At 67.3% G+C, this 19,482-nt stretch carries 9 protein-coding genes and 3 pseudogenes; 4 read left to right on the top strand and 8 right to left on the bottom strand.

Features of this window, described 5'->3' with window-relative positions:
- A pseudogene (locus ADK55_RS39395) lies at nucleotides 1-89 on the top strand (IS5/IS1182 family transposase); the annotation flags it as partial.
- Between the two features lie 9 nt (nucleotides 90-98).
- On the opposite strand, the gene ADK55_RS34960 reads toward ADK55_RS39395, so the two are convergent.
- A complete protein-coding gene (locus ADK55_RS34960; RefSeq protein ID WP_053684955.1) occupies nucleotides 99-629 on the bottom strand; it encodes a hypothetical protein in 531 nt (176 codons plus the stop codon).
- A 392-nt stretch (nucleotides 630-1,021) separates the two neighbouring features.
- Nucleotides 1,022-1,264, bottom strand: coding sequence for a hypothetical protein (locus ADK55_RS41105; protein WP_420713731.1), 243 nt, complete (start codon nucleotides 1,262-1,264; stop codon nucleotides 1,022-1,024).
- 619 nt (nucleotides 1,265-1,883) lie between these two features.
- On the opposite strand from ADK55_RS41105, the gene ADK55_RS34955 reads away from it, so the two are divergent.
- Both ADK55_RS34955 and ADK55_RS34950 read left to right on the top strand, forming a co-directional pair.
- The gene (locus tag ADK55_RS34955) at nucleotides 1,884-2,471 is read left to right on the top strand and encodes a hypothetical protein (protein WP_159041644.1); all 588 of its coding nucleotides are present in this window, start codon (nucleotides 1,884-1,886) and stop codon (nucleotides 2,469-2,471) included.
- Between the two features lie 113 nt (nucleotides 2,472-2,584).
- Nucleotides 2,585-3,820, top strand: a complete 1,236-nt coding sequence (locus ADK55_RS34950; protein ID WP_053684951.1) for an APC family permease — start codon at nucleotides 2,585-2,587, stop codon at nucleotides 3,818-3,820.
- Nucleotides 3,821-4,053: 233 nt separating this feature from the next.
- Here the strand turns inward: ADK55_RS34950 and ADK55_RS34945 are convergent.
- Both ADK55_RS34945 and ADK55_RS34940 read right to left on the bottom strand, forming a co-directional pair.
- Nucleotides 4,054-5,733 (bottom strand): annotated as a pseudogene (locus tag ADK55_RS34945) (PEP/pyruvate-binding domain-containing protein); the annotation flags it as partial.
- A gap of 135 nt (nucleotides 5,734-5,868) precedes the next feature.
- Nucleotides 5,869-6,411: pseudogene (locus ADK55_RS34940) on the bottom strand (STAS domain-containing protein); the annotation flags it as partial.
- Here ADK55_RS34940 and ADK55_RS38970 point away from each other — a divergent pair.
- Complete coding sequence (locus ADK55_RS38970; protein ID WP_159041643.1) at nucleotides 6,307-6,621, top strand: hypothetical protein; 315 nt, start codon at nucleotides 6,307-6,309, stop codon at nucleotides 6,619-6,621. The pseudogene ADK55_RS34940 and the gene ADK55_RS38970 overlap by 105 nt on opposite strands.
- Here ADK55_RS38970 and ADK55_RS34935 read toward each other — a convergent pair.
- From ADK55_RS34935 to ADK55_RS34920, 4 genes are all read right to left on the bottom strand, one after another.
- Entirely contained in the window at nucleotides 6,567-6,986 is a 420-nt protein-coding gene (locus ADK55_RS34935) for a hypothetical protein (protein WP_159041642.1), read from the bottom strand. The two genes, ADK55_RS38970 and ADK55_RS34935, sit on opposite strands and share 55 nt — an antisense overlap.
- Nucleotides 6,987-7,284: 298 nt before the next feature.
- Nucleotides 7,285-7,818: an SMI1/KNR4 family protein gene (locus ADK55_RS38210; protein ID WP_053684945.1), complete on the bottom strand. Its 534-nt coding sequence runs from the start codon at nucleotides 7,816-7,818 to the stop codon at nucleotides 7,285-7,287.
- Nucleotides 7,819-7,826: 8 nt separating this feature from the next.
- Complete coding sequence (locus ADK55_RS34925; RefSeq protein WP_053684943.1) at nucleotides 7,827-18,362, bottom strand: LamG-like jellyroll fold domain-containing protein; 10,536 nt, start codon at nucleotides 18,360-18,362, stop codon at nucleotides 7,827-7,829.
- An 858-nt stretch (nucleotides 18,363-19,220) separates the two neighbouring features.
- Nucleotides 19,221-19,482, bottom strand: a 262-nt coding sequence (locus ADK55_RS34920; protein ID WP_199826712.1) for a lamin tail domain-containing protein, incomplete at its 5' end; no start/stop codon positions are given.

The following is a 19,482-nucleotide window of genomic DNA, read 5'->3' as shown; positions in this document are numbered from 1 at the left end:
ACGAACGCCACCCCCGCAACTACCTGGCCTTTCTCGGTCTCGCCGCCGCCATCTGCTGCTACAAGCGGCTCGCCCGCCTCACCACATAGGACACGGTCTTAGGTGTCGTCCTCGTCGTCTGGCTCGCAGTCCCTGACGAACCAGAGGTCGAGTACGTACCTTTCGACGTCGGGGCACTGCTTCCATGCAGCGCCGATCTGTTCCGCGCTCCATCCCTCTTGGACAGAACGTTGGCGACAGGTGTCGTAGTAGTCGGCTGTGGCCTGCCGTCCGCTCCAGGTCGCGTGCCCCTCGTAGACACCGGGCCGGGGCAGGTCCATCACACCCGCTGGTCCGAAGGTGAGCTGGTTGACCACAAGCCGGCCTGTCTCGGACTCCAGAGATACCGGGACCGTGCCCTCGGTGTCTTGCAGCACCTCTTGTGGGCTGTCCCAGATCCTGAGGGTGACCTCTACTTCGATGTCGGTTTGGAGACTGTGCAGGAAGAGGTGGTAACCGTCTCCCGCGACCACCTGCGTCCTGGAGCGAGCCAACGCCTCGTCGTCGCCGAGGTACGCGTCGCTGTCGTACACCTCGACGATCCCGCGGTCCGGGTAGGCGCTGGTGCTGTATTCAGTGATGAGAGGCACAGGGGCTCCGTCGCTAATCAGGGGGTGATCTTTACGTAGAACGCGTCTCCATCCAGGATGCGGTTCAATGTGAACACTTCGTTGAGACGGCGGCCGCCGGTCTCGTTGTCGGTTCCGTCTATGAGCCTGGCCGAGAACCGGTTTCCGGGGGCAAGGTCCCCCCGCAGCCGGCCCAGTCGGGACGCCGCCCGCTTGCACAGCCTGGATCGGCGGTGGTGCCGCTGCCGTGATGCCCGTGTTCAGGACCAGGGGGGGAAGGGGCGACAACACCCTCGAAGTCGCGCCCGGCTCCGGGTGGGAGGGCTGCTGGTGAGAACAAGGGCGCGTCGGTGAGCAAGTCCGAGACGACATCGACTACGTCCCGGTCACCAGAGGTGCGGCAGCCGTTTCACTCACCGACACCAGGTGCGCTCGCGCGCGTTCGACGCCGGAATCGGCATCCGCGACATTCGGCAGGGGTGAGGGGTGCGTGGAGGTGTGTCCGCGGGCGCCGCCCTCACCGCAGTGCGGAACGGCGGTACCTGTGCCATAGAGGTGAGCGTCCAGACCAGAGTGTCGGGTGCGCTGTGGGAGTGATCGTGCAGCGTCCTGACGAGTCCGAGGTCGGCCAGGTGCGGGGAACCTTCCTCACCCAGCAGGACATTGGCGGGTTTGACGTCATGGTGGATGATCCCGTGTGCGTGACGTGATCGAGGGCTGATGAGATGTCGGCGCCGATCCGTGTCACTTGTACGGGGCTCAGGGGGCCGGCACCTATGCGGGTGCGCAAGTTGACGCCACGGAAGGCGTCAGCCGTACCACGGGACCGATCGGGGCCTGGAGCCGGTAGCGACTACCCAGCATGTCGTCGCAGACCGGAGCTGCTCCGTAGGCCGGCGAGGACGGGCCGTGCCGACATGCGGGGTCCTCCTCCACTCGATGGCGATGCCGGGCGTTCGCTCGCCGAGAGTCGCGCTACGCACCGACCTCCGCCGGGGCGGCGATTCCACTCCGTCAGTCGCGGGACACGCAAAGCATGGCGCCTGTCCGCCTTGACACGGCCCCCGGCACCGGCCGTGGAACACCATGAGAAGGTGCGTCTTGGAGACGTCACGAAAGTACGGAAGTGCAATACGCACTCCGGATTCGCACATGCCCGGAGCCGTTCCGGCCGCTCGCCGATGAGCCGCTTGTCGTGCAGCCCGCAGCCCGCATGTCGACAGGCTCGTCCGGTGCGCACAATAGACTTTCAGACTCCCGAGTTCGACAGGAGGCTTGTGGTTGACGAACCCACCACCGGAGGAAGCGGCCCAGTCGCTGCGGGACTGGGCCGAGGACATGATCAACCGGCTCAGGGCGTCGGACGGCCTGGACTCGGCTCTGATCACGTCGATCCACGCCCATCAGGACCTGGCTGCCGAAATGGACCAGCGCCGCGCATGGGCCCTCCACGCGGCAGGCGCAGGCCTCGGTCCGGCAGGTTGCGCCGCCGCGGCCGGTGTCACGGAGTCCCTTCTCGCCACCTGGCGGAAGGATCCCGGCTTCGATACCGCGTTCTCCTGCTCCGCGGCCATGGCGGCCGCCCAGCGGGTCGCACCGAAGGGACAGCTCAACGCCTTCGCGCTCCGTGTTCTCCTGCGCTTGCTTGCCCGAGGAGTTGCCCTGGGCGCGGCCACGGCCGCCGTCGACCTCAATCCCGGACAGTTGACGCGGATCCGCAGAGCAAACCCTCCGGTCAGCCACCTGATCGAAGCCGCCATTCTTCAGGGCCGCCATCACCGCGGCAGTAAACGTACGTACACCTACCGCTTGGTCCAGCGCACGGAGGGGAGCCCACCCGACAACCCAATCGAGACCCCCTGAGAGAACGCCCCCCTTCCCCGACATCTTGCTCCGCTACTGTGCGCCGAGTTCAGGATCGAAGCGAGAGGGAGTGCGTGGTGAACGCAGCAGGGGCCTTGACGGGTTCGGGCGGAATGCGGCGCGAGCTGGGGGTGTCCGATGCGGTGCTGATCGGCCTGGGTTCAATGATCGGCGCCGGGATCTTCGCCGCGCTCGGCCCGGCGGCCGGCGCCGCCGGTTCCGGACTGCTTCTCGCCCTCGCCCTGGCCGCTGTCGTGGCCTACTGCAACGCGACCTCCTCGGCACGGCTGGCCGCCCTCTACCCGCGGTCCGGTGGCACCTACATTTACGGCCGCGAGCGTCTGGGCGGCTTCTGGGGCCATCTCGCCGGTTGGGCGTTCATCGTCGGCAAGACCGCCTCGTGCGCGGCCATGGCCCTGACCATCGGCGCATACCTGTGGCCCGGCAAGGAGCGCGCTGTGGCCGTGGCCGCCGTCGTGGCCCTGACCGCGTTGAACTACGCGGGGATGCAGAAGTCCGCGCGCCTGAATCGTGCCGCCATCGCGGTCGTCTTGGCTGTCCTCGCCGCCGTGGCCGTCACCACGCTGACCTCTGGCGGTGCGGACATCGCGCGGCTGGGCCTCAGCTCGGACGTCACCATAGGCGGAGTGGTCCAGGCTTCGGGGCTGCTGTTCTTCGCCTTCGCCGGATATGCCCGCATCGCCACCCTCGGAGAAGAGGTCCGCGACCCCGCCCGTACCATCCCCCGTGCCATCCCGATCGCGCTCGGCATCACCCTCGCCGTCTACGCCCTCGTCGCCATCGCGGTCCTGACCGTGCTGGGAGCGGACGGGCTCGCTGACGCTGCAGCCCCGCTGTCGGAGGCGGTGCAAGCCGCGGGCTCCGACTGGCTGGTGCCCGTTGTCCGCGTGGGCGGCGCCATCGCCGCGCTCGGCTCATTGCTCGCGTTGATCCTCGGGGTCTCCCGCACCACCCTGGCGATGGCCCGCGACCGTCACCTGCCGCACGTCCTGGCCGCCGTGCACCCGCGCTTCGGTGTCCCGCACCGCGCCGAGCTGGCCGTGGGTACCGTCGTTGCCGTGCTCGCCGCGACGACCGACATCCGCGGGGCGATCGGCTTCTCCTCCTTCGGTGTTCTTGTCTACTACGCCATCACCAACGCCTCCGCCTGGACCCTCACCGAGGAGGAGGGCCGACCGTGCCGTCTCGTCCCCGTCATCGGTCTGGCCGGCTGCGCGGTCCTCGCCTTCGCGCTCCCCCTGGGCGCCGTCATCTCCGGCATCGCGGTCCTCGGCCTTGGAACCGTCCTCCATGCGCTGCGCGAAGCCGCCGCCCGCTCCCGCCACTGACCCTTCCGCAACAATGGAGATCTGGTCGAGCGGGGCTGCGTCCGATGTCTGCGGCCACTGTCCCCGACCTCTTGGGCTCCGTCGGTGATGAACCGGCCAACCTTCCCGTCCGGTCGCGGTACCGCTCGATCCACGCGTACACCGGGGGGAGCGTCGGCCGAGCCATGGTTTCCGGGCGGTGGGCCACGGGTCGCAGTCACCCAGGCAACACCGCCGACTCGCTTGACGGGGGCTCGGGTGGCCGGCACGGTCCGGGGCGCGGTATCGCGCGAGCAGGAGACGGAGTCGAGTGCCGCCTGGTGGAAGAAGTGCACGGAGGTCGGGTCTCCCCCGTGTTTTCCGCAGCCTCCGATCTTCAGGCCCGGTCGGACCGCGCGGCCCTCTGCGACTGCGATCTCCACGAGACAGCCGACACCTTCGCGGTCGATCGTCTCGAATGGGGAGACCGGGAAGATTCCCTTGTCGAGATGGGCGGCGAAGAACGTCGCCTCGACGTCGTCCAGAGAGAAGCACCATGTGGTCTGGGTCAGGTCGTTCGTTTCGAAGGATGCCTCCGCGATGGCGCGCACACCTGCATGGACACCAACCCGTTCGACACCAGGGTTGGTCGGACACCCCGCAGGCCGAGCAGCGCGTGATCGCGGCCAGCAGTTCGGTGTCGCTTGCCGGCGGCAGCCCTGCGGACCGCTTCCGAGGAGTCGAAGCCCCGCCGCGCCCACGGCCGCTCCGGGCGAGGTGGGGATACCCCATGCGAGCACGGAGGGGGTCTCGGCCGTGGTGTCGACGCGGGGGACATCAGCCGTGCCGGTATCTCGCCGTCGACTCGGGTCAGCGCCTCGTCAAGGGAACGAGGGCGTCGGGGGCACGTCGTAAGGCGATACCGAAGGGCGCCCGCGCAGGGCGCCGACGCGGGTCCGCAGCATCCACAGAGTGCCGTGCTCGATCGTGAACTCGACGTGGCACAGGTCGCGGTAGTGCGCTTCCAACTGCTCCATGTACCCGTGCAGCCGGTCGAACGAGGAGGGGTCGAGCGTCGACAACTCCTGGAGCGGCAGGGCGTTGCGCACGCCCGCGACGACTTCCTCGCCCTGGGCGTTGGGCAGGTAGTCGCCGTAAAGCCCGGGACGGCCGGTGGCCGGGTCGCGGGTGAACGCGACGCCGCTGCCGGAGTCTGCTCCGAGGTTCCCGAAGACCATGGTCTGTACGGTGACCGCCGTTCCGAGGTCGTCCGGGATGTGTTCACGCTGTCGGTGGAGAGATGCCCGCTCGCCGTTCCACGACCTGAAGGCGGCACGGATCGCCTGCCGCAGCTGCTCGGCCGGATCCTGTGGGAAGGCTCTCCCGGTCTGTTCGAGGACGAGGTCCTTGAACATCTGCACGACCCGGATCAGGTCACACGTGTCCAGCCGGGAGTCGTCCGCGACGCGGTGCTGGTCCTTGATCCGTCGGAGGACGTCTTCGAATCGACCCCTCTCGACACCCATGACGACGCCACCGAACATCTGCACGAGGCGTCGATAGGAGTCCCAGGCGAACCTCTCCCGTTCGGCCGTCTTGCCCAGGCCGAGCACCGACAGGTCGTTGAGGCCGAGGTCCAGGATGGTTTCCATCATGCCCGGCATGGAGAACCTGGCCCCGGAGCGGACCGACAGCAACAGCGGGTCATCCACCTGCCCGAGCCGCTTGCCGGTGAGCCGTTCCAACGCCGCCAGGTGCTCGGCGACCTCACAGTCCAGTTCCTCGGGCGGCTCGCCGGTGGCCAGAAAGACACGGCAGGCCTCGGTGGTGATGGTGAAACCCGGCGGGACGGGCAGTCCCATGCCTGCCGTCTCAGCGAGGTTGGCGCCCTTGTCTCCGAGGAGATCAGCCATGTCCCGGCCGCCCTGGTCGAAGTCGTACACGTAGGAACCCATCCCTGCCACCAGCCCCATCGGCGATATCGCGCTCTGCTCCCAATCTGGCCGAACGCGGGTCCTTCCGGGCAGGGGCCGGATGGCCCCTGCCGGGGGACACTCGGCCCGGCGGCGGGGACGACCGGCAGGCCCGGCTCAGTCCCCCTTCGATCCAGCGTCCCGGCTCCACGCCCGATAGGCCTCCAGGGCCGTGGGCAGGGTCGGGTAGATGCGCTCGGCACCCACCGAGGAGGTGAGACCGTAGGCGTCCAGATCCTCCCGGAGTTCCTGCTTGACCCGCGCCAAGGCGAGGACGATGCCCCGGTGTTCCAGTTCCTGGCGGAGGCCGTCCACGGCGTCCAGAGCAGTGATGTCCACCTCGACGTTCGCCTCGGCGTTGAGTACGAACCATCGAACCGGGGGACTCTGCTGGTCGATCGCGGCCAGGGCGCGACGGCGGAAGTTCTCGGCATTGGCGAAGAAGAGCGGCGAATCGTAACGGTAGATGACCAGTCCCGGAACGGTCCGCGCCGTCGGGTAGTCGTCCACGTCGTGCATGCCGGCCAGTCCGGGGACCATCCCTTCCACCGCGTCGTGTGGACGCGCCACGCGGGCGAGCAGTTCGACGACGGACAGGGCCACGGCGACGAGGACGCCGCGGAGGATTCCGAGGGTCAGGACCCCCAGGAGGCATCCGAGCCCGGCACTCTACCGGTGGCCGGAGTGGGCGACGTGGCTCTGTACGACGAAGCCTCGATCGGTGGCCATCTGTACGTGCGCAAGGGCTCGGTCAACTTCGCCGTCAACTACGCCTTTGATCCCCTTGCCCCGGGAATCCCCGACCAGCACTCCAGTCAGATCCGCGACCACCTCGAAACGCTGGCCCGCGCGATCGTGTCAAGGCTGTGAGCGGCCGCGCCTGCGTCAGCCCACCTCGATGACGGAGAACCGCCCGCCCCAAGGATCGGCGAGCCGGGCCGCCCGGCCGTACGGGGTCTCCTCCAGCCGTCAAGGACTTGCCCGACGGCCTGGCGTACGGTCAGGTCGGCGTCGGTGACGGCGAAGCGCACCTGCCAGTGCGGCCACCCCGGTGCCATGCCGCAGCGGATGCCCGCCACCGGTTCGCCGTCAACCAGCAGGTCGACGGTGCCGCCGCACTCGTGGACGCGCTGTGACACCTCGTCGGCGCTGTCCACGGCGAAGTAGGTGGTCCACCCGGCGGCGGGGGGGCTGCCGATACCGGCGACCTTGGCGCCGCTCAGGGTGGCGCGCACGTAGGCGCCCAGCCGCGTCGGCCTGAGAGGCGTACTCGTCGATCGGCCGGGAGCCCCCACAGTCACACGAACAGGCGACATAGAAACGAACATCAAGTCACATATCGCCCTCTGAGAGTCGGCCACGGCCAGGAGAAACACGCCTCACCCGCCATCACGCACCAGCTCGTAACACTGCTTCAGTCGTCAGTTGACAGGGTCGATCTCCTCTATACAGGCGCGCGTACTGAAATGGGGCACCCCGAGTCATCCGGTGGGTGCCCCATTCCTATTGCTTACCTGCCCTACTGGATGCCACCTATCGGTCGGGTCCGTACCATTTCACAATTCCATCGTTTGCGCTGGTAGGCATACCTTCAAGCCGAACCGGTCCGGGATAGAACACGGCATCCCCAGGTTCGAACATGTCCTCCCCCGCCAGATAGCGGTAGATCCATTCAGAGAACGTCATCTGATGTTCGTAAAAATCAGGCTCATCCCTGCCACAGGAAACGACCCTCCACGGATTCTTGCCCGATCCGGGAGCCAGGAATACGTACTCGCTTCGGTCTGTGCAGGCGGCGGGGATCAGCCCGTCAGATCCATCCTGATTCTCGAAATCTTCGATGGTGTCGAGAATCCACGCCCCAAGTGGTGAGAACTCATTCGCCGGGTGATCCAGGTACAGGTGGCCGTTGATCTGCACCGGCGCGTAAGCGTCAACCAGGTGCTTGTAGTCATCGGGAAGGGACACCCCGAGGGCTGCTTCCAGCGGCTGCCACGCCGCGTGACCGGCAAACAGGTCCCGGGGCGTGCCGAGCAACGCTGCAACAGCATTGGGATAGTCGGGCATTTATCCGCCTACTTCTTCTGTGGACAGTTCTGAGTGCCAACAATGGATGCCGTTTTACCCGGCGTGTTGAATACGGTGCAATTCTTCCACTCTCCACTGCCTATTACGGAGTAGTCGTACTCGAGCCGCGTAGGTATGCCCGAGCTCTGACTATCATAGTGGACAGTAATCGAGACTGTCACCCGCTTGTTGGCTTCCAGGCCTACCCGAATGTCGTTCTCGACCGTGTCTCGAATGTAAGGCGAATTTACCCAACGATACTGGGCTACAAGGTTTCTGAGGTCTGTTCCAGATCCACCTCCGATTTTAGGTAGCAGGTGGCCGTTGTTCGCTTTTTGGCCTGGCTGGTCGTTGATTTCGTCATAGCCGGGCGGGCGCCGATTCTCATTGGTCGAAGTCCCCGGTCCGGGATGCTTCGTCGTCGTGAGGTCACTCTTGTCCAAGAGGCCGTAGACCCCGGTTGCCCGGCATTCGTATCTCTTTGAGAAATCGTCCCAGTAGCGCTCGCGGGGGAGGTAGATCTGGTGACCGTTGGCGCTCGTTCCGGGGCCGTCGTCGCACTTGTCGTCAGTACGCTTCCGCCAAGTATTGTCGCCGCCCGACTGCGGCTCGACCCTGGGGTCGGGGGAACCGATGATGACCGGCGTGAAGATGGCGATGGCAAGTGAGTCGAGGACAGCCTGCGCCGTGAAGACGGTGGCTGCGGCAGCCGTGGCCTCGGAAAGCACTGTGGCGGTGCCTGTCACCACGAGGCCGACGATCGGCGCCAGGTCCGGCGCCGGGACCGGGTTCTTGCCGTTCCACGGGTTCGGGTCGAAGATCGGCTGGGGCTTGGGCTTCGGCTTGGGTCGCGGAGGGTTCGGGTGGGGCCTGGGGTTGGGCCTTGGCCTGGTCCTGGGGCTGCTGCCCCCTCCCCCGCCGCCTCCGTAGGAACTGCCGCCGCCACCGCCGCCGTGGTATCGGGACCGTTGGCGCTTCTCCTGCGATTCGTCGTAGCCGCGGGTCATGGTGGCCGGGTACCGACTCCCCGCGCTGGAGTCGTAGATCCACAGCACGCCCTGGTACGAGAACTGGCCGAGCGCTGCCCTGATGACTCCACCGACGTGCGGGCCTGCGGACTGGCTGAACCATCCCATGTAGACGCCGGCGCTGCCGCTGCCACCTCCCATTTCGACCCTGTGCCCCGTGGGGTCGGTGCCGTTGAGGGGGCTGGCGTTGGCGTAGGTGTAGCGGTTCGCCTGGGCCGAGGGGTTGGGGTCGAGTTGCCAGGTGTCGCGGCTGGTGAAGCTCCCGGTTCCGGGCTGGTACCAGCGGGCAGCCATGTTGACCTCGCCGGTGCTGCTGTCCGTCCAGCCCGACTGGTAGCCGAGGGAGGGGTTGGTGCCCGCCGACGCGGTGACATTGCCGAAGGCGTCGTACGCGCGGGATGAGGAGACCGAGGTGCCGTCAGCGGCGAGCGTGGAGACCACATCGGTGTGCTGATCGGTGACAGGCAGGCGTCCCGAGCCGGGGCTTCCGGTGATGGCGCTGGCGATTAGTTGGCCGCCTGGGTCGCGGCTGTAGGTGGAGGTGCCGTCCTTGACGAGGTTGTTGGAGCCTCCGTCGTATTGGAAGGCGTTGCTGCCGTTGGTCAGGACGCGGTCGAGGGAGTCGTAGGTGAAGGTGCTGGTGCCGTTGCTGACCGTCCGTTCGAAGGCGTCGGTGTTGATGGTGCGGGTGTTACTCCCGTCGGTGACGGTCTTGATGGAGCCGCGGGCGGAGTAGTCGAAGGTCTGTGTGCCCCAGGTCTGGACGCGGTTGCGCGCGTCGTAGGTGGCGGTGAGGTCGCCCTTCTTTGTCAGGTTGCCGGACTTGTCCCATTCGAGGGCGGTGGTGGTGCCACCGCTGGTCTGTGAGGTCATGCGGCCGGCAAGGTCGTAGGAGTATGTTTCCGCGCCTGCCCCGGCTGTGCCGGTGCTGGTCTTTTGGACCAGCCGGTTGTCGAGGTCGTATTCGTAGGCGATGCCCTGGACCTCGGTGCCGCCTTCTGTGCGCGTGACGGCATCGTTGGAGGCCCGGCCCAGTGCGTCGTATGTGTAGGAGCGCTTGGCGCCGACCGTCCATGAGCCGACGCCACCTGCGGGGCGGGCGTACTGATCGGTGGTCGGTCGCCCGGCCGCGTCGTAGTCCTTGCGGATCTGGGTTCCGGTGAGCGGGTCAGTGGTGGTGTCAAGGCGACCGGCCAGGTCGTAGGTGAAGGCCGTGGTGCCCGCGGCGTCGGTCCGGGTGGTCATTTGGCCGTCCGCGTCGTACGCGTAGGCGGAGTTCCCCGAGGGGCCGTCGGCTTTCAGAAGCTGACCGCGGTCGTTGTAGGTGTAGGTATTGCCCGCGAGGAGGCCGTCGCCGCCCACGCCGGTCAGACGGCCGGCGAGGTCGTAGGACAAGGCCCGTGGGCGGGTGGTCGCTGCGGTGCCGGAACCGGTCTCGCCGGTCAGGTGGCCCAGCGCGTCATACGTTTTGTTGCGCTTGACGCTGCCGGGGAGCAACTCGGTGACGAGCTGACCGGCCGCGTCGTAGACGTTGGTGAACGTGCGGTTGGCCAGAGCGGGGTGGAGTGTGGTGCTGGGTTCGGTGGTCGATTCCTGTAGACCCCAGGTGTTGTAGGTGTAGTAGGTGGCCTTTCCACGGCCGTCGGTCAGACGGGTGCGGTTGCCGGCGGCGTCGTAGCCGAAGGTCGTCGTGATGGCGTCGTCGGCGGTGACGGGTTCGACCTGTTTGGTCAGGCGGCCGAGGGCGTCGTAGGTATAGGTGCGACGCGATCCGGTGGCGGAGACTGATGCGGTGACGTTGCCATCAGGGTCGTATTCCGTTGACGCCGCGCGCAGGACCGTCGTTCCGGTTCCGTAGTCGGACCTCGAGAGCGGCTGTCCCATGACGTCGTACGTGGTGGTTGTTCTGCGGCCGGTGGCGTCCTTCGATTCGGTCTCCTGGCCCAGGCCGTCGTAGCCGGCGTGGGTGGTGGCGCCGGCCGGGTCGGTGACCGTCAGGGGGTCGCCTGCGGTGTTGAAGGCCACTGTGGTGCGGCGGCCGTTGGGGGTGGTGAACTCGGTCTGGTTGCCCGCGTCGTCCCATGTGTAGCGGGAGACAAGGTTGTGGAGGGTGGGCTTGCGCTCGACCGTCGTGGCGGTGAGCTTGCGGCTGAGCTCGTCATAGGTGGACTCGGTACGGGCTCCTGTCGGGTCCGTTGCCGAGAGCGGCAGACCGGTCGGGGTCCAGGTGTAGGTGGAAATTCCACCACCTGTCAGGTCCGTGAGGGTGCCGTTGAAGGACGGGGCACCCGGGGCCTTGAGGCCCTGAGCACCCGCCAAGGCCGGGTCCGTGGAGCGGACCAGGTTGCCCATCTGGTCGTACTGGTAGTAGCGGGCGCGACCCAAGGGGTCGGTGCTGGAAGCGGTGTTGCCGAGCTTGTCGTAGGTTGTGCGCGATACGGCCGTGATCGGCGTTGCAGCGCCTGGGGGTGTGTAGTCGGGAAGCGTGATTGATACGGGCCGGCCGAGCTTGTCGGTTTCCGTCCGGGTTACCTGGCCGCGTGCGTCACGCGACTCGGTGACCTCGCCGAAGGTGTTGTATCCGGTGAGGGCCTTCGGCGTCGCGGCTTTGGCTACACCGCCGTTCTCCTCGATCTGCACCTGCGGCGCCGTCGTCTCGACCAGGCGGCCGAGGTCGTCGTACCGGGTTGTGGTGGTGTTGCCTCGCGGGGTGACCTGGGTCAGCGGGAGACCCCGCTGGTCGAAGGTGCCGGAAGTGACCCGGGTGCTGGTGCCGTCGGTGACGGTGGCTTGCTTCGGGTTGCCCGACACGTCGTATTCGGTCGTCGAGGTGAGATTCTTGCCTGAGCCGTCGATCGACTGCGTCTGCTCGGTGACGCGGTTGTCACCGTCGTAGGCCGCCGTGGTCACCCGGTTGAGGCCGTTCGGGTCGAAGACACTGCGTGTCGCACGCCCGAAGGCGTCGATTGTGTGGACGGTCGTGCGGCCGCCGCTCGCGGTTTGGGCGGTGAGGTTGCCAGCTCCGTCGTAGGAGTTCGCCTCAAGGACGATGTCCTTCTTGGTGCCGTTCGCCTGGGTGACCTGCTTCGCCGTGGTCGTGGCTGTGAGGCCGTCGTCGTAGTACGTGAAGGCGGTCGTGGCACCCATCGCGTCCGTCGTCGAGGCCAGGCGGCCCGCCGGGTCGTAGGCGTGGGAGATCATGACCAGATCGCGGGTTTGGCCGGACGGATCGCCCGTCCAGTCTTTCAGCACCGACTCGGCCAGCTGCCCACGCTTGGTGAACGTGTGCGTGACGATGTTGCCCACGGGATCCGTCTCGCGGACCACCCGGCCGAGCGCGTCGTGTCCGAAGGCCGACTCGTTGCCCGCCGTGTCGGTCGTGCTCTCGTTGAGTCCGAATACGTCGTAGCGATGGGTGGTGGTGCGGGTGGCGTCACCGCCTGTGGTGTCCTGCGTGGACTCGGTGAGCAGTTTCCCGTCCGCGTCGTAGGTCCGGGAGGTTTTCGCGGTGTGTGTGACGCCGGTGATCCCGTTCTTGACTCCTGGGCCCGTCTCCGTGGAGACACGTGACATCGCGTTGTAGGTGTACGAGGTGGTCACACCGTTGGGAGTGGCCTCGGAGACCTGGGTCTCCGACATCCTCCGGCCGATGCCGTCGTAGGTGTAGCTGGTGGCCAGGCCTGAGGGCGTGGTGGTCCGCGCCAGGTCGCCGCTCGCGAAGTAGGCGTGCGAGACGTTGAGACCGCCGGTGCTCTTTGTGGAGGCCACCAGACCGGCCGGGGTGAGGCCGCCGCCGACCGCGGGCTCGGTGCCCATGGTGTACGTGGTCGACGTGGTCCTTCCGTCGGACAGGGTGACGGTGTCGGTGAGGCCGAGCGCGGTGTAGGACGTGGTCGTCCGGTAGCTGTTGTCGGCCGTTCCGGTGGAACGGGCGTCTCGGACTGCTGTGGGCTTTCCGTTGCGCGGGTCCAGCGGGTCGGACGCGTTGTGGTGATACTCGGCGAACGAGGTCCAGCAGGAGTTGGCGTCCCGGCACGTGGTCGTGGAAACGGTGTTACCGCGCTCGTCGTGACCGGTGGTGACCGCGTGGCCGTTGGGGTCGGTGACCGTGTGGAGGAAGCCGCCGGTGTCGTACGCGAAAGTGACGACACCGCCGTCCGCGTCTGTCGAGGCGACCCGGCGCTGTCCGCGGACTGCGTCGAACGTGCTGGAGGTCTTTGCTCCGGTGGGGTCGGTGACCGTCACCGTCGAGGTGAGCGAGGAGGAGGAGGCCGTGGTGCGGGCCGCGTACTGAGTGGCCACCTCCTCGGCGGTGAGGCCACGGCGGAAGACGGCTACCTCGTCGAGCGCGCCGATGAAGTAGCTGATGTTGGCCGGGGCTGACGGCCAGTTCTTGGCGAAGCCCGCGCCGATGTAGGTGCGGGTGCTGTTCTCGTGGTTGACGGGCGCGCCCGTCTTCGTCGCGACCTGGGTGCCGTCCAGGTACAAGGTCTGTACCCCGGCCTTGACGGTGACGGCCGCGTGGTGCCACTGGTTGTCTGTCACCGTGGCTTGTGAGGCGTTCGAGGCTCCGGTTCCCGAGAAGTATTCACCGTGGAGCTTGCCGTCCGCGCCGACGTACAGTACTGGTGCCCAGTCGCCGGTGGTCTCGGTGGCTGCGGCCATCGGGCTCGTCTGGTTGGCAAGGATGACGCCGGGCTTGTCGGTCCTGAACCAGAGGCTGGCGGAGACATCCGCGGTGCCGATGCCGACGCCGGGGACCTCCGCGTATCCGTCGCCGTTGAACTGCACGGCAGAACCGTCGCCGGGGCCGAAGGCGCCGGTGACTCCCTGGATGGCCTTGGTGTAGGTGCCGGTTCCGTCGAGGGCCTCGACCCGGCTCTTGACCGCGGTGCCGGACGTCTCGTCCAGGCGCCAGTAGCCGGCCGGGCTACCGGCCGTGACGACGCCGCGGTATTGGTCGCCGGTGCCGCTCATTGCCTTGTTGCGGGACTTGAAGTGGGCGGCGATCGCCTGTGCGTCGAGTTCTTTGGTGTAGAAGGCGGCTTCGTCGAGCTGGCCGTTGAAGTAGCGGGTGGCGCGGGTCTGGCCGTCCCACGCTTCGCTGGAGTAGCCGGCTCCGAGGTAGGCGCGGGCCAGGGTCTCAGGCTTGACTGCGCCGGGCTTCGATCCGATCTTCGAGCCGTCGAGGTAGAGCGACTGGCCGGCCGGGCCTCCGGTGATCACGACGTGGTGCCACTTGTTGTCGGTAACCTTGAGGCCGCCCATGACCGGCCATGGGCCGCCGGCGTCCCACAGGTGGCCGCGGAGCTTGCCCTCGCCGTCGACGAGGAGGCTTGCGTTCCACATGGTCGGGACGCTGCCGAGTTCGGCGTTCTGCAGGCCGAGGAGGACGCCGTTGGGTTTGGCCGTCTTGAACCACAGCTCCACTGAGAGCGAGGTGGCGCCGCTGATGGACTCCGCCGGCACGGAGACGGCGCCCGTGGACCCGTCGAGGGTCACCGCGCCGTCGTCGCCGTCGAGGAAGGTGCCGACGCCGCCGAGGGTGACGCCGTCCTGGTAGGAGCCATTGCCGCCGCTGGATATCTCATCAACGGCGGCGGCGCCGCTGCTGTCGCCCAGGCGCCAATAGTTGACCGGGGTTTCGGCGCGGACCGCGTCAGAGTATGCCTGGGATCCGGACGCGTAGCGGGGGGCGGAGATCTGCCAGGCGCCGCCGTTCTCGTCGGTGACCTTGGTGGCGCGTTCGGTGTCGCTGTCGTACTCGGCCTTGCCGCCGGTCCTGCCCGAGGGCAGGGTCACCTTGGCGAGCTTGGAGGCTCCGGTGCGGGCCGCGTGGTGTGCGCGGACCGATCCTGCGTCGAGGGCGCGGTGATAGACCGCCACCTCGTCCATCAGTCCCTTGTAGTGGCGGGTGCCGGGTGTGCCGGTTCCGTCCCAGGTGGAGTCGGTGTAACCGCCGCCGAGGTAGGTGAAGGTCTTGACGGAGTGGTTGACAGGGCCGGCTAGGGTGCCGACGGGCTGGCCGTCCAGGTAGAGGGCCTGGCCGGTTCCGGTGCTGGTGATCGCGGCGTGGTGCCAGTTGTTGTCGGTGACGGCGGTCGTGGAGGTCATCGGGGTGAGACCGCCGTCGGCCTTCCCGAAAGCGCCGCGCAGCTTGCCCGCGGAGTCCACGGCGAGGACCGGGTTGTAGACCTTGGGGGACGTGGGTCCCAACGGGTTGTCCTGGAAGCCGACGAGGACACCGTTCGGCTTGTCCGTCTTGAACCAAAGTTCCACGGACAGGACGGTGGAGGATGCCAGGGTTGACTCGGGCAGTTCCACGTAGGAGTTCGTGCCGTTGAAGGAGACTGCTCTGTTGCCGGTGCCTGTCAGAGGGCCGGCTTCGCCGAGCGTGACGTCGCGGTAGCGCCCGGCGTTCATGCCGGTACGGGAGACGGCCTCGCTCTGCGCGGCCTCGCCCTCTGTCTCTCCGAGACGCCAGTATGCGACCGGGCTGGCGTCCTGGACCATGCTGCGGTACTGGGAACCGCCGGTGTAGGTGTAGACCGTGCAGGCAGTCGCGGAGGTGGGCGGGCAGATCTTGGTCAGCTGGTCGCCGGTGTAGGTGTAGGACCAGGTCAGCGCGGGAGCGCCCGGGGCGATCGTGTCAGTGGACACGGACGCGATGTGCGTGTCGCTCCAGGTGAAGTTGAGCGCCCTCTTGGACTGTGCGTCGGTCGCCTTGGTGAGCTTACCGCTTGTGTAGGTCAGTTGCTGTTCGCGGCCGTGGCCGTCCTTGACGCTGGTCAGCCGGCCGGTCGCGTCGAATGTGTACAGGGCGGCGGACGCGTCGCGCAGAGTCCAGCCGCCGCCGGAGAGGGAGGTCAGCACGCCCATCGAGCCGGACGGGGCGCTGTAGGTGTTGTCGCTGTTCTTGCCGAAGCGGACCTGGGCGCCGTTCGCCAGTGTGATCAAGACGCTGCCGTCGGGCTCGGCTGCTGCCCGCATGTCCCAGCGGGTGGCCCAGCCGGCGCCGAAGGCATTGCTCTGGCGCGGGTCCTGCGAGTTGTAGGTCCGGGTGACCGCGAGCTCGGGGCCGACCGTGGGAACCGCGGCGTCCGTGGCAGCGGTGGCGTAGTTGCCGGACCGATCGTCAAAACGGCGTCCCGGGGCCGCGCCGCCGAGATGGGAGGTGATGACGGGTTGTGGGACCTGGGTAGTCAGGATCGAGGGATCGGTCCGGGCCGACTGGTCCTTGCCGTCATTGGCGTACGCGTACCAGGCGTAGGTCTTCGCCCAGCTCAGCCAGCCTCCCGGCACGGTCCAGCTCTGTGCGGCCGCGCGCGTGTTGCTGCGGCAGTTCTTCCGGGTGTCCCGGCCCTCGACCTCGCACACCTCAAACTGGTAGGTGAGGGAGCCGGGCGACTTGTCCGTGTCGGTGGCCGAGACCCACAGGGTCGGGGTCAGCGTGTCCACGAGGGTGCCGCTCGGCGGCGCCGCACCGGTGAGGTTAGGTGGGGTGTTGACCGCGTCGAAGGTGATAGCCGCGCCGGGGACGCCGTCGGCCACGAAGCTCGATACGCCGACCTCCTCCATCGTCCACACGAGTGTGTAGCGCCCGGGCGCGAGCGGGGCGATTTTGGCGTCGACGGTGGCGGACCCGCCGGGTGCGACGTCATGAGGCATCGGTGTCCACCGGATCTTGCTCGCGTAGTCACCACCCAACATCTTGCCGTTCGCGTCGTACAGGTCGTAACGCAGCTTGTAGTTGCCGCCCTTGCCCCAGGTCTCCTTGCCGCGGTTGGTGATAGTGACCTTGAAGGCTCCTTCGGTCGTGGCCGTCATCGGCTGGATCCAACGTCCCAGCTCGTAGGTGGCGCCGTGCTTGGACCATGTGACGTCAAGGCTCGGGTTTCCGTTGGGATAGTCGTCGGAAGCGAACTGCTTCCACGCGTAGGAGTCCGTCGTGGAGGCCCGCAGCGCCAAGCCGTAATTCGGCTTACGTCCGTGGGTCCAGTCATCGACGAGCTGACGCCCGCCGCTCCCCAGGTCCAAGCCCTCCCATGCAGGTGCACCGCAGGGGTACGACTTACCCCCGTTCTGACTCCATCCGTGAGTGAAGCTCTTCGAGCCCAACGCGTCACCGGTTGCGGGACCGGGCCACGAGGAGGTGCTGTTCTCCGCCCAGTTCGAGGTGATGGGATGTACCGTCACCGGCCGCGCCGTACACGAGTAGGACCAGGTGTTGAACAGGTTGAGCTTGGCACCCAGGACGTACGCGTTGTTCAGCGAGCCGTTGATGCCGTCGAACCGCAGGAAAGAGGCGGACCGATTCCCTCCGCCATTGGACGTGCCCACCTTGAGCACCGTGTCCGAGGAGAAGTTCTGGTTGTACGAGGCCTGCACATACGTGCCCGACGATCCGCCCACCCGCGTGGCGGAAGGGTCGACCCGAACGGGGAAGACACGCTCGGGCGCCGACAACCACTTCTGATCGAGAGTGACGACCAAGACCTGGCGGGACGCCTCCTGGACAATGTCGTAAGTGACTCCGGAGGAGATCACGCCCTCGTTGGAGTTCGGCGCCTTGTTGGAATCTTCCATCCAGCCGGCGGGCATCCAGCCCTGCTGGCTACCCGCGCCGTCGACGAAGGCGATGCCGCCGTGCCCGTCGAGCTTCGCCGTCAGCCCTTCCAGCGCCAGCGGAAACCGCCACTGCGTGGGCGCGGCAGCGCTCTTGAGGATCAAGGTCTCCTTGACGGAATTGCTGCCCGCGATGAGTTCCACGTCCGCGCCAGGACGGACCTCCGGGTAGGTGATGACACTCCCGTTCACCTTGCCCTGCGTATGCGCGACGCCGTCGATCCCCCATGCGATGGCGGCGGAGTCGCTCACCCCAAGACGAACCAGGCCCTCTGCGTCGGCGTACTCGGCGAAACGAAGCTCCTCCTCGGTGGCGCGCGGCTGCCAACCACCCCCGGACCCGCTCATGGTGCGCATCCCCGACTGAGGCATGCGTTCGAGGCTGGTGTCGATGCCCTTCCACGTACCGTCGGTCGATCGGAAGTTCACCGGCTCGTTGTAGTAGCGCGTGGTGAGGGTGCCGTCCGGGTTGGCGAAGGTACGGGCGCGCTCGGTGCGCTCGCCCGGGACCTCGGTGCTGACCTTCGGATCGAAGCCCTTGGGTGGCGACACCTCGGGCGCCGCAACCTTTGCGTACGGGATCGCGGACGGTGGTTTGGGCGTGCCTTCCAGCTTCAGTGGCGCGGTGCCGCCATCCGGGGGGAGTTCGCCCGGCGCCTTCAGCGCACCGCTGCGTCCCCCTCCCGCTGTCGCGTCGGTGGCGTCACCCGAGGCGCTGTGGCCTCTTCCGCGAGCCGATCCCCAGCCCTGCTCGGGTCTCTCACCGGCTCGATAGCCGGTCTTCACGGTGACCCATTGGTTCACCGCGAGTGCGGCCTGTTCTGTACCAGCCAGAACGGCCAAGACGAATGCCACCAGGAGTACTAGTGGTCGCGCTGTGCGCACGGACATCTCCCACTTAGATGATCAGTGGCCCCGTCTTATCCGTTCACACAGCACATTCACAACATCCACTCAACGTCCGCACAGCCGACCTCTCGCTCACGCGGCCTGAGAACCCCAACATTCCCTGCCTTAAAGGCACTTGAGGGCCCAGACGGCGTGTTGCCGCATGGGAATTCTCACTTTTCCCTCACCGACACAACCAATTTCAGACATGACGCAGCGTAGTTTCGGCCTCGACTCCGGGCTACCCTGGTGCCAGCCTCGGCCGATCCAAGCATGTGCCTGCAGCGAGGGACGATTCGGCACAGACCAGCCCGACAAGAGGCCCTCACGCTTCGGTCGCCAGCTTGTCAAGCCCAACTGATGCTGTCGTATGGAAAACGGCGTTGTACCGACGCAGTCACGCCGGACGGGGCCCCTTGATCCCGGGGGTCGCCGAGCCCCGTCACTGCTGGAACCAAAGGACCGGCCAGCTTCCCGGTCTCCTCCTGCCCTGAACCACTTCAAGTGGCCCTCGGGCGAGGAACGGTGGGGTTAACGCCTGCGGACGGCGATGCCGATGGCGGCGGTCCACGCCCTCGGGACGACCATCCCGCATCCGAGGGTGCACGCAGGCCCAGAACCGGCAAGTCGACTCCGGACCACGGCGAGGCCCCGACGAGAAGCGGAGCAGCACACCGCCCACCGCCGCAGCCCTGCACCGGACCGGCGACCGATCAGCCGTGATGTTCATGGAGTGCCGCCCGCCGTGCCAGGCAACCGGGTCCTCGGCATCGGCCAACGTGGAACACCCGGCCGCCTTGTAGACCTGTGCTGGACATGGGTGTGTGCCGGGCGGCTGGCGGACTGCCCGGCACACGATCATCACAGATTCGGTCGTCTCCCGTTCAAGGGCGGCGGCCCGAGAGCCTGGTTACAGTAGCGGCGGCGGCCCCAGGACTCCGTGCCGACGGTCCGATTGCGGTCGTCGCGCAGGGTGGCGGTGTCGGAGCGGTTGTCCCAGACGTGGTCGTGCTTGCCCTGGAAGAGGTCGGTGCGGGTGTCGCGGCCGGATCCGGTGTGGATCCGGATGGTGGCGCGGCCGCCGATGCGGGTGTCGTTGAAGCGGTACCGGTTGCCGTCGGAG

This window comes from Streptomyces sp. WM4235 (assembly GCF_001279725.1).
Lineage (GTDB): Bacteria > Actinomycetota > Actinomycetes > Streptomycetales > Streptomycetaceae > Streptomyces.
Note: the sequence above shows the minus strand (reverse complement) of the source record. Positions and strands in the feature narration are given on the sequence as shown.

Excerpts from the sequence above, each read along its gene's own strand:
- ADK55_RS34950 (WP_053684951.1), top strand. The coding sequence starts at position 2,585 with ATGCGGCGCGAGCTGGGGGTGTCCGATGCGGTGCTGATCGGCCTGGGT.
- ADK55_RS38210 (WP_053684945.1), bottom strand. The coding sequence starts at position 7,818 with ATGCCCGACTATCCCAATGCTGTTGCAGCGTTGCTCGGCACGCCCCGG.
- ADK55_RS34925 (WP_053684943.1), bottom strand. The coding sequence starts at position 18,362 with ATGTCCGTGCGCACAGCGCGACCACTAGTACTCCTGGTGGCATTCGTC.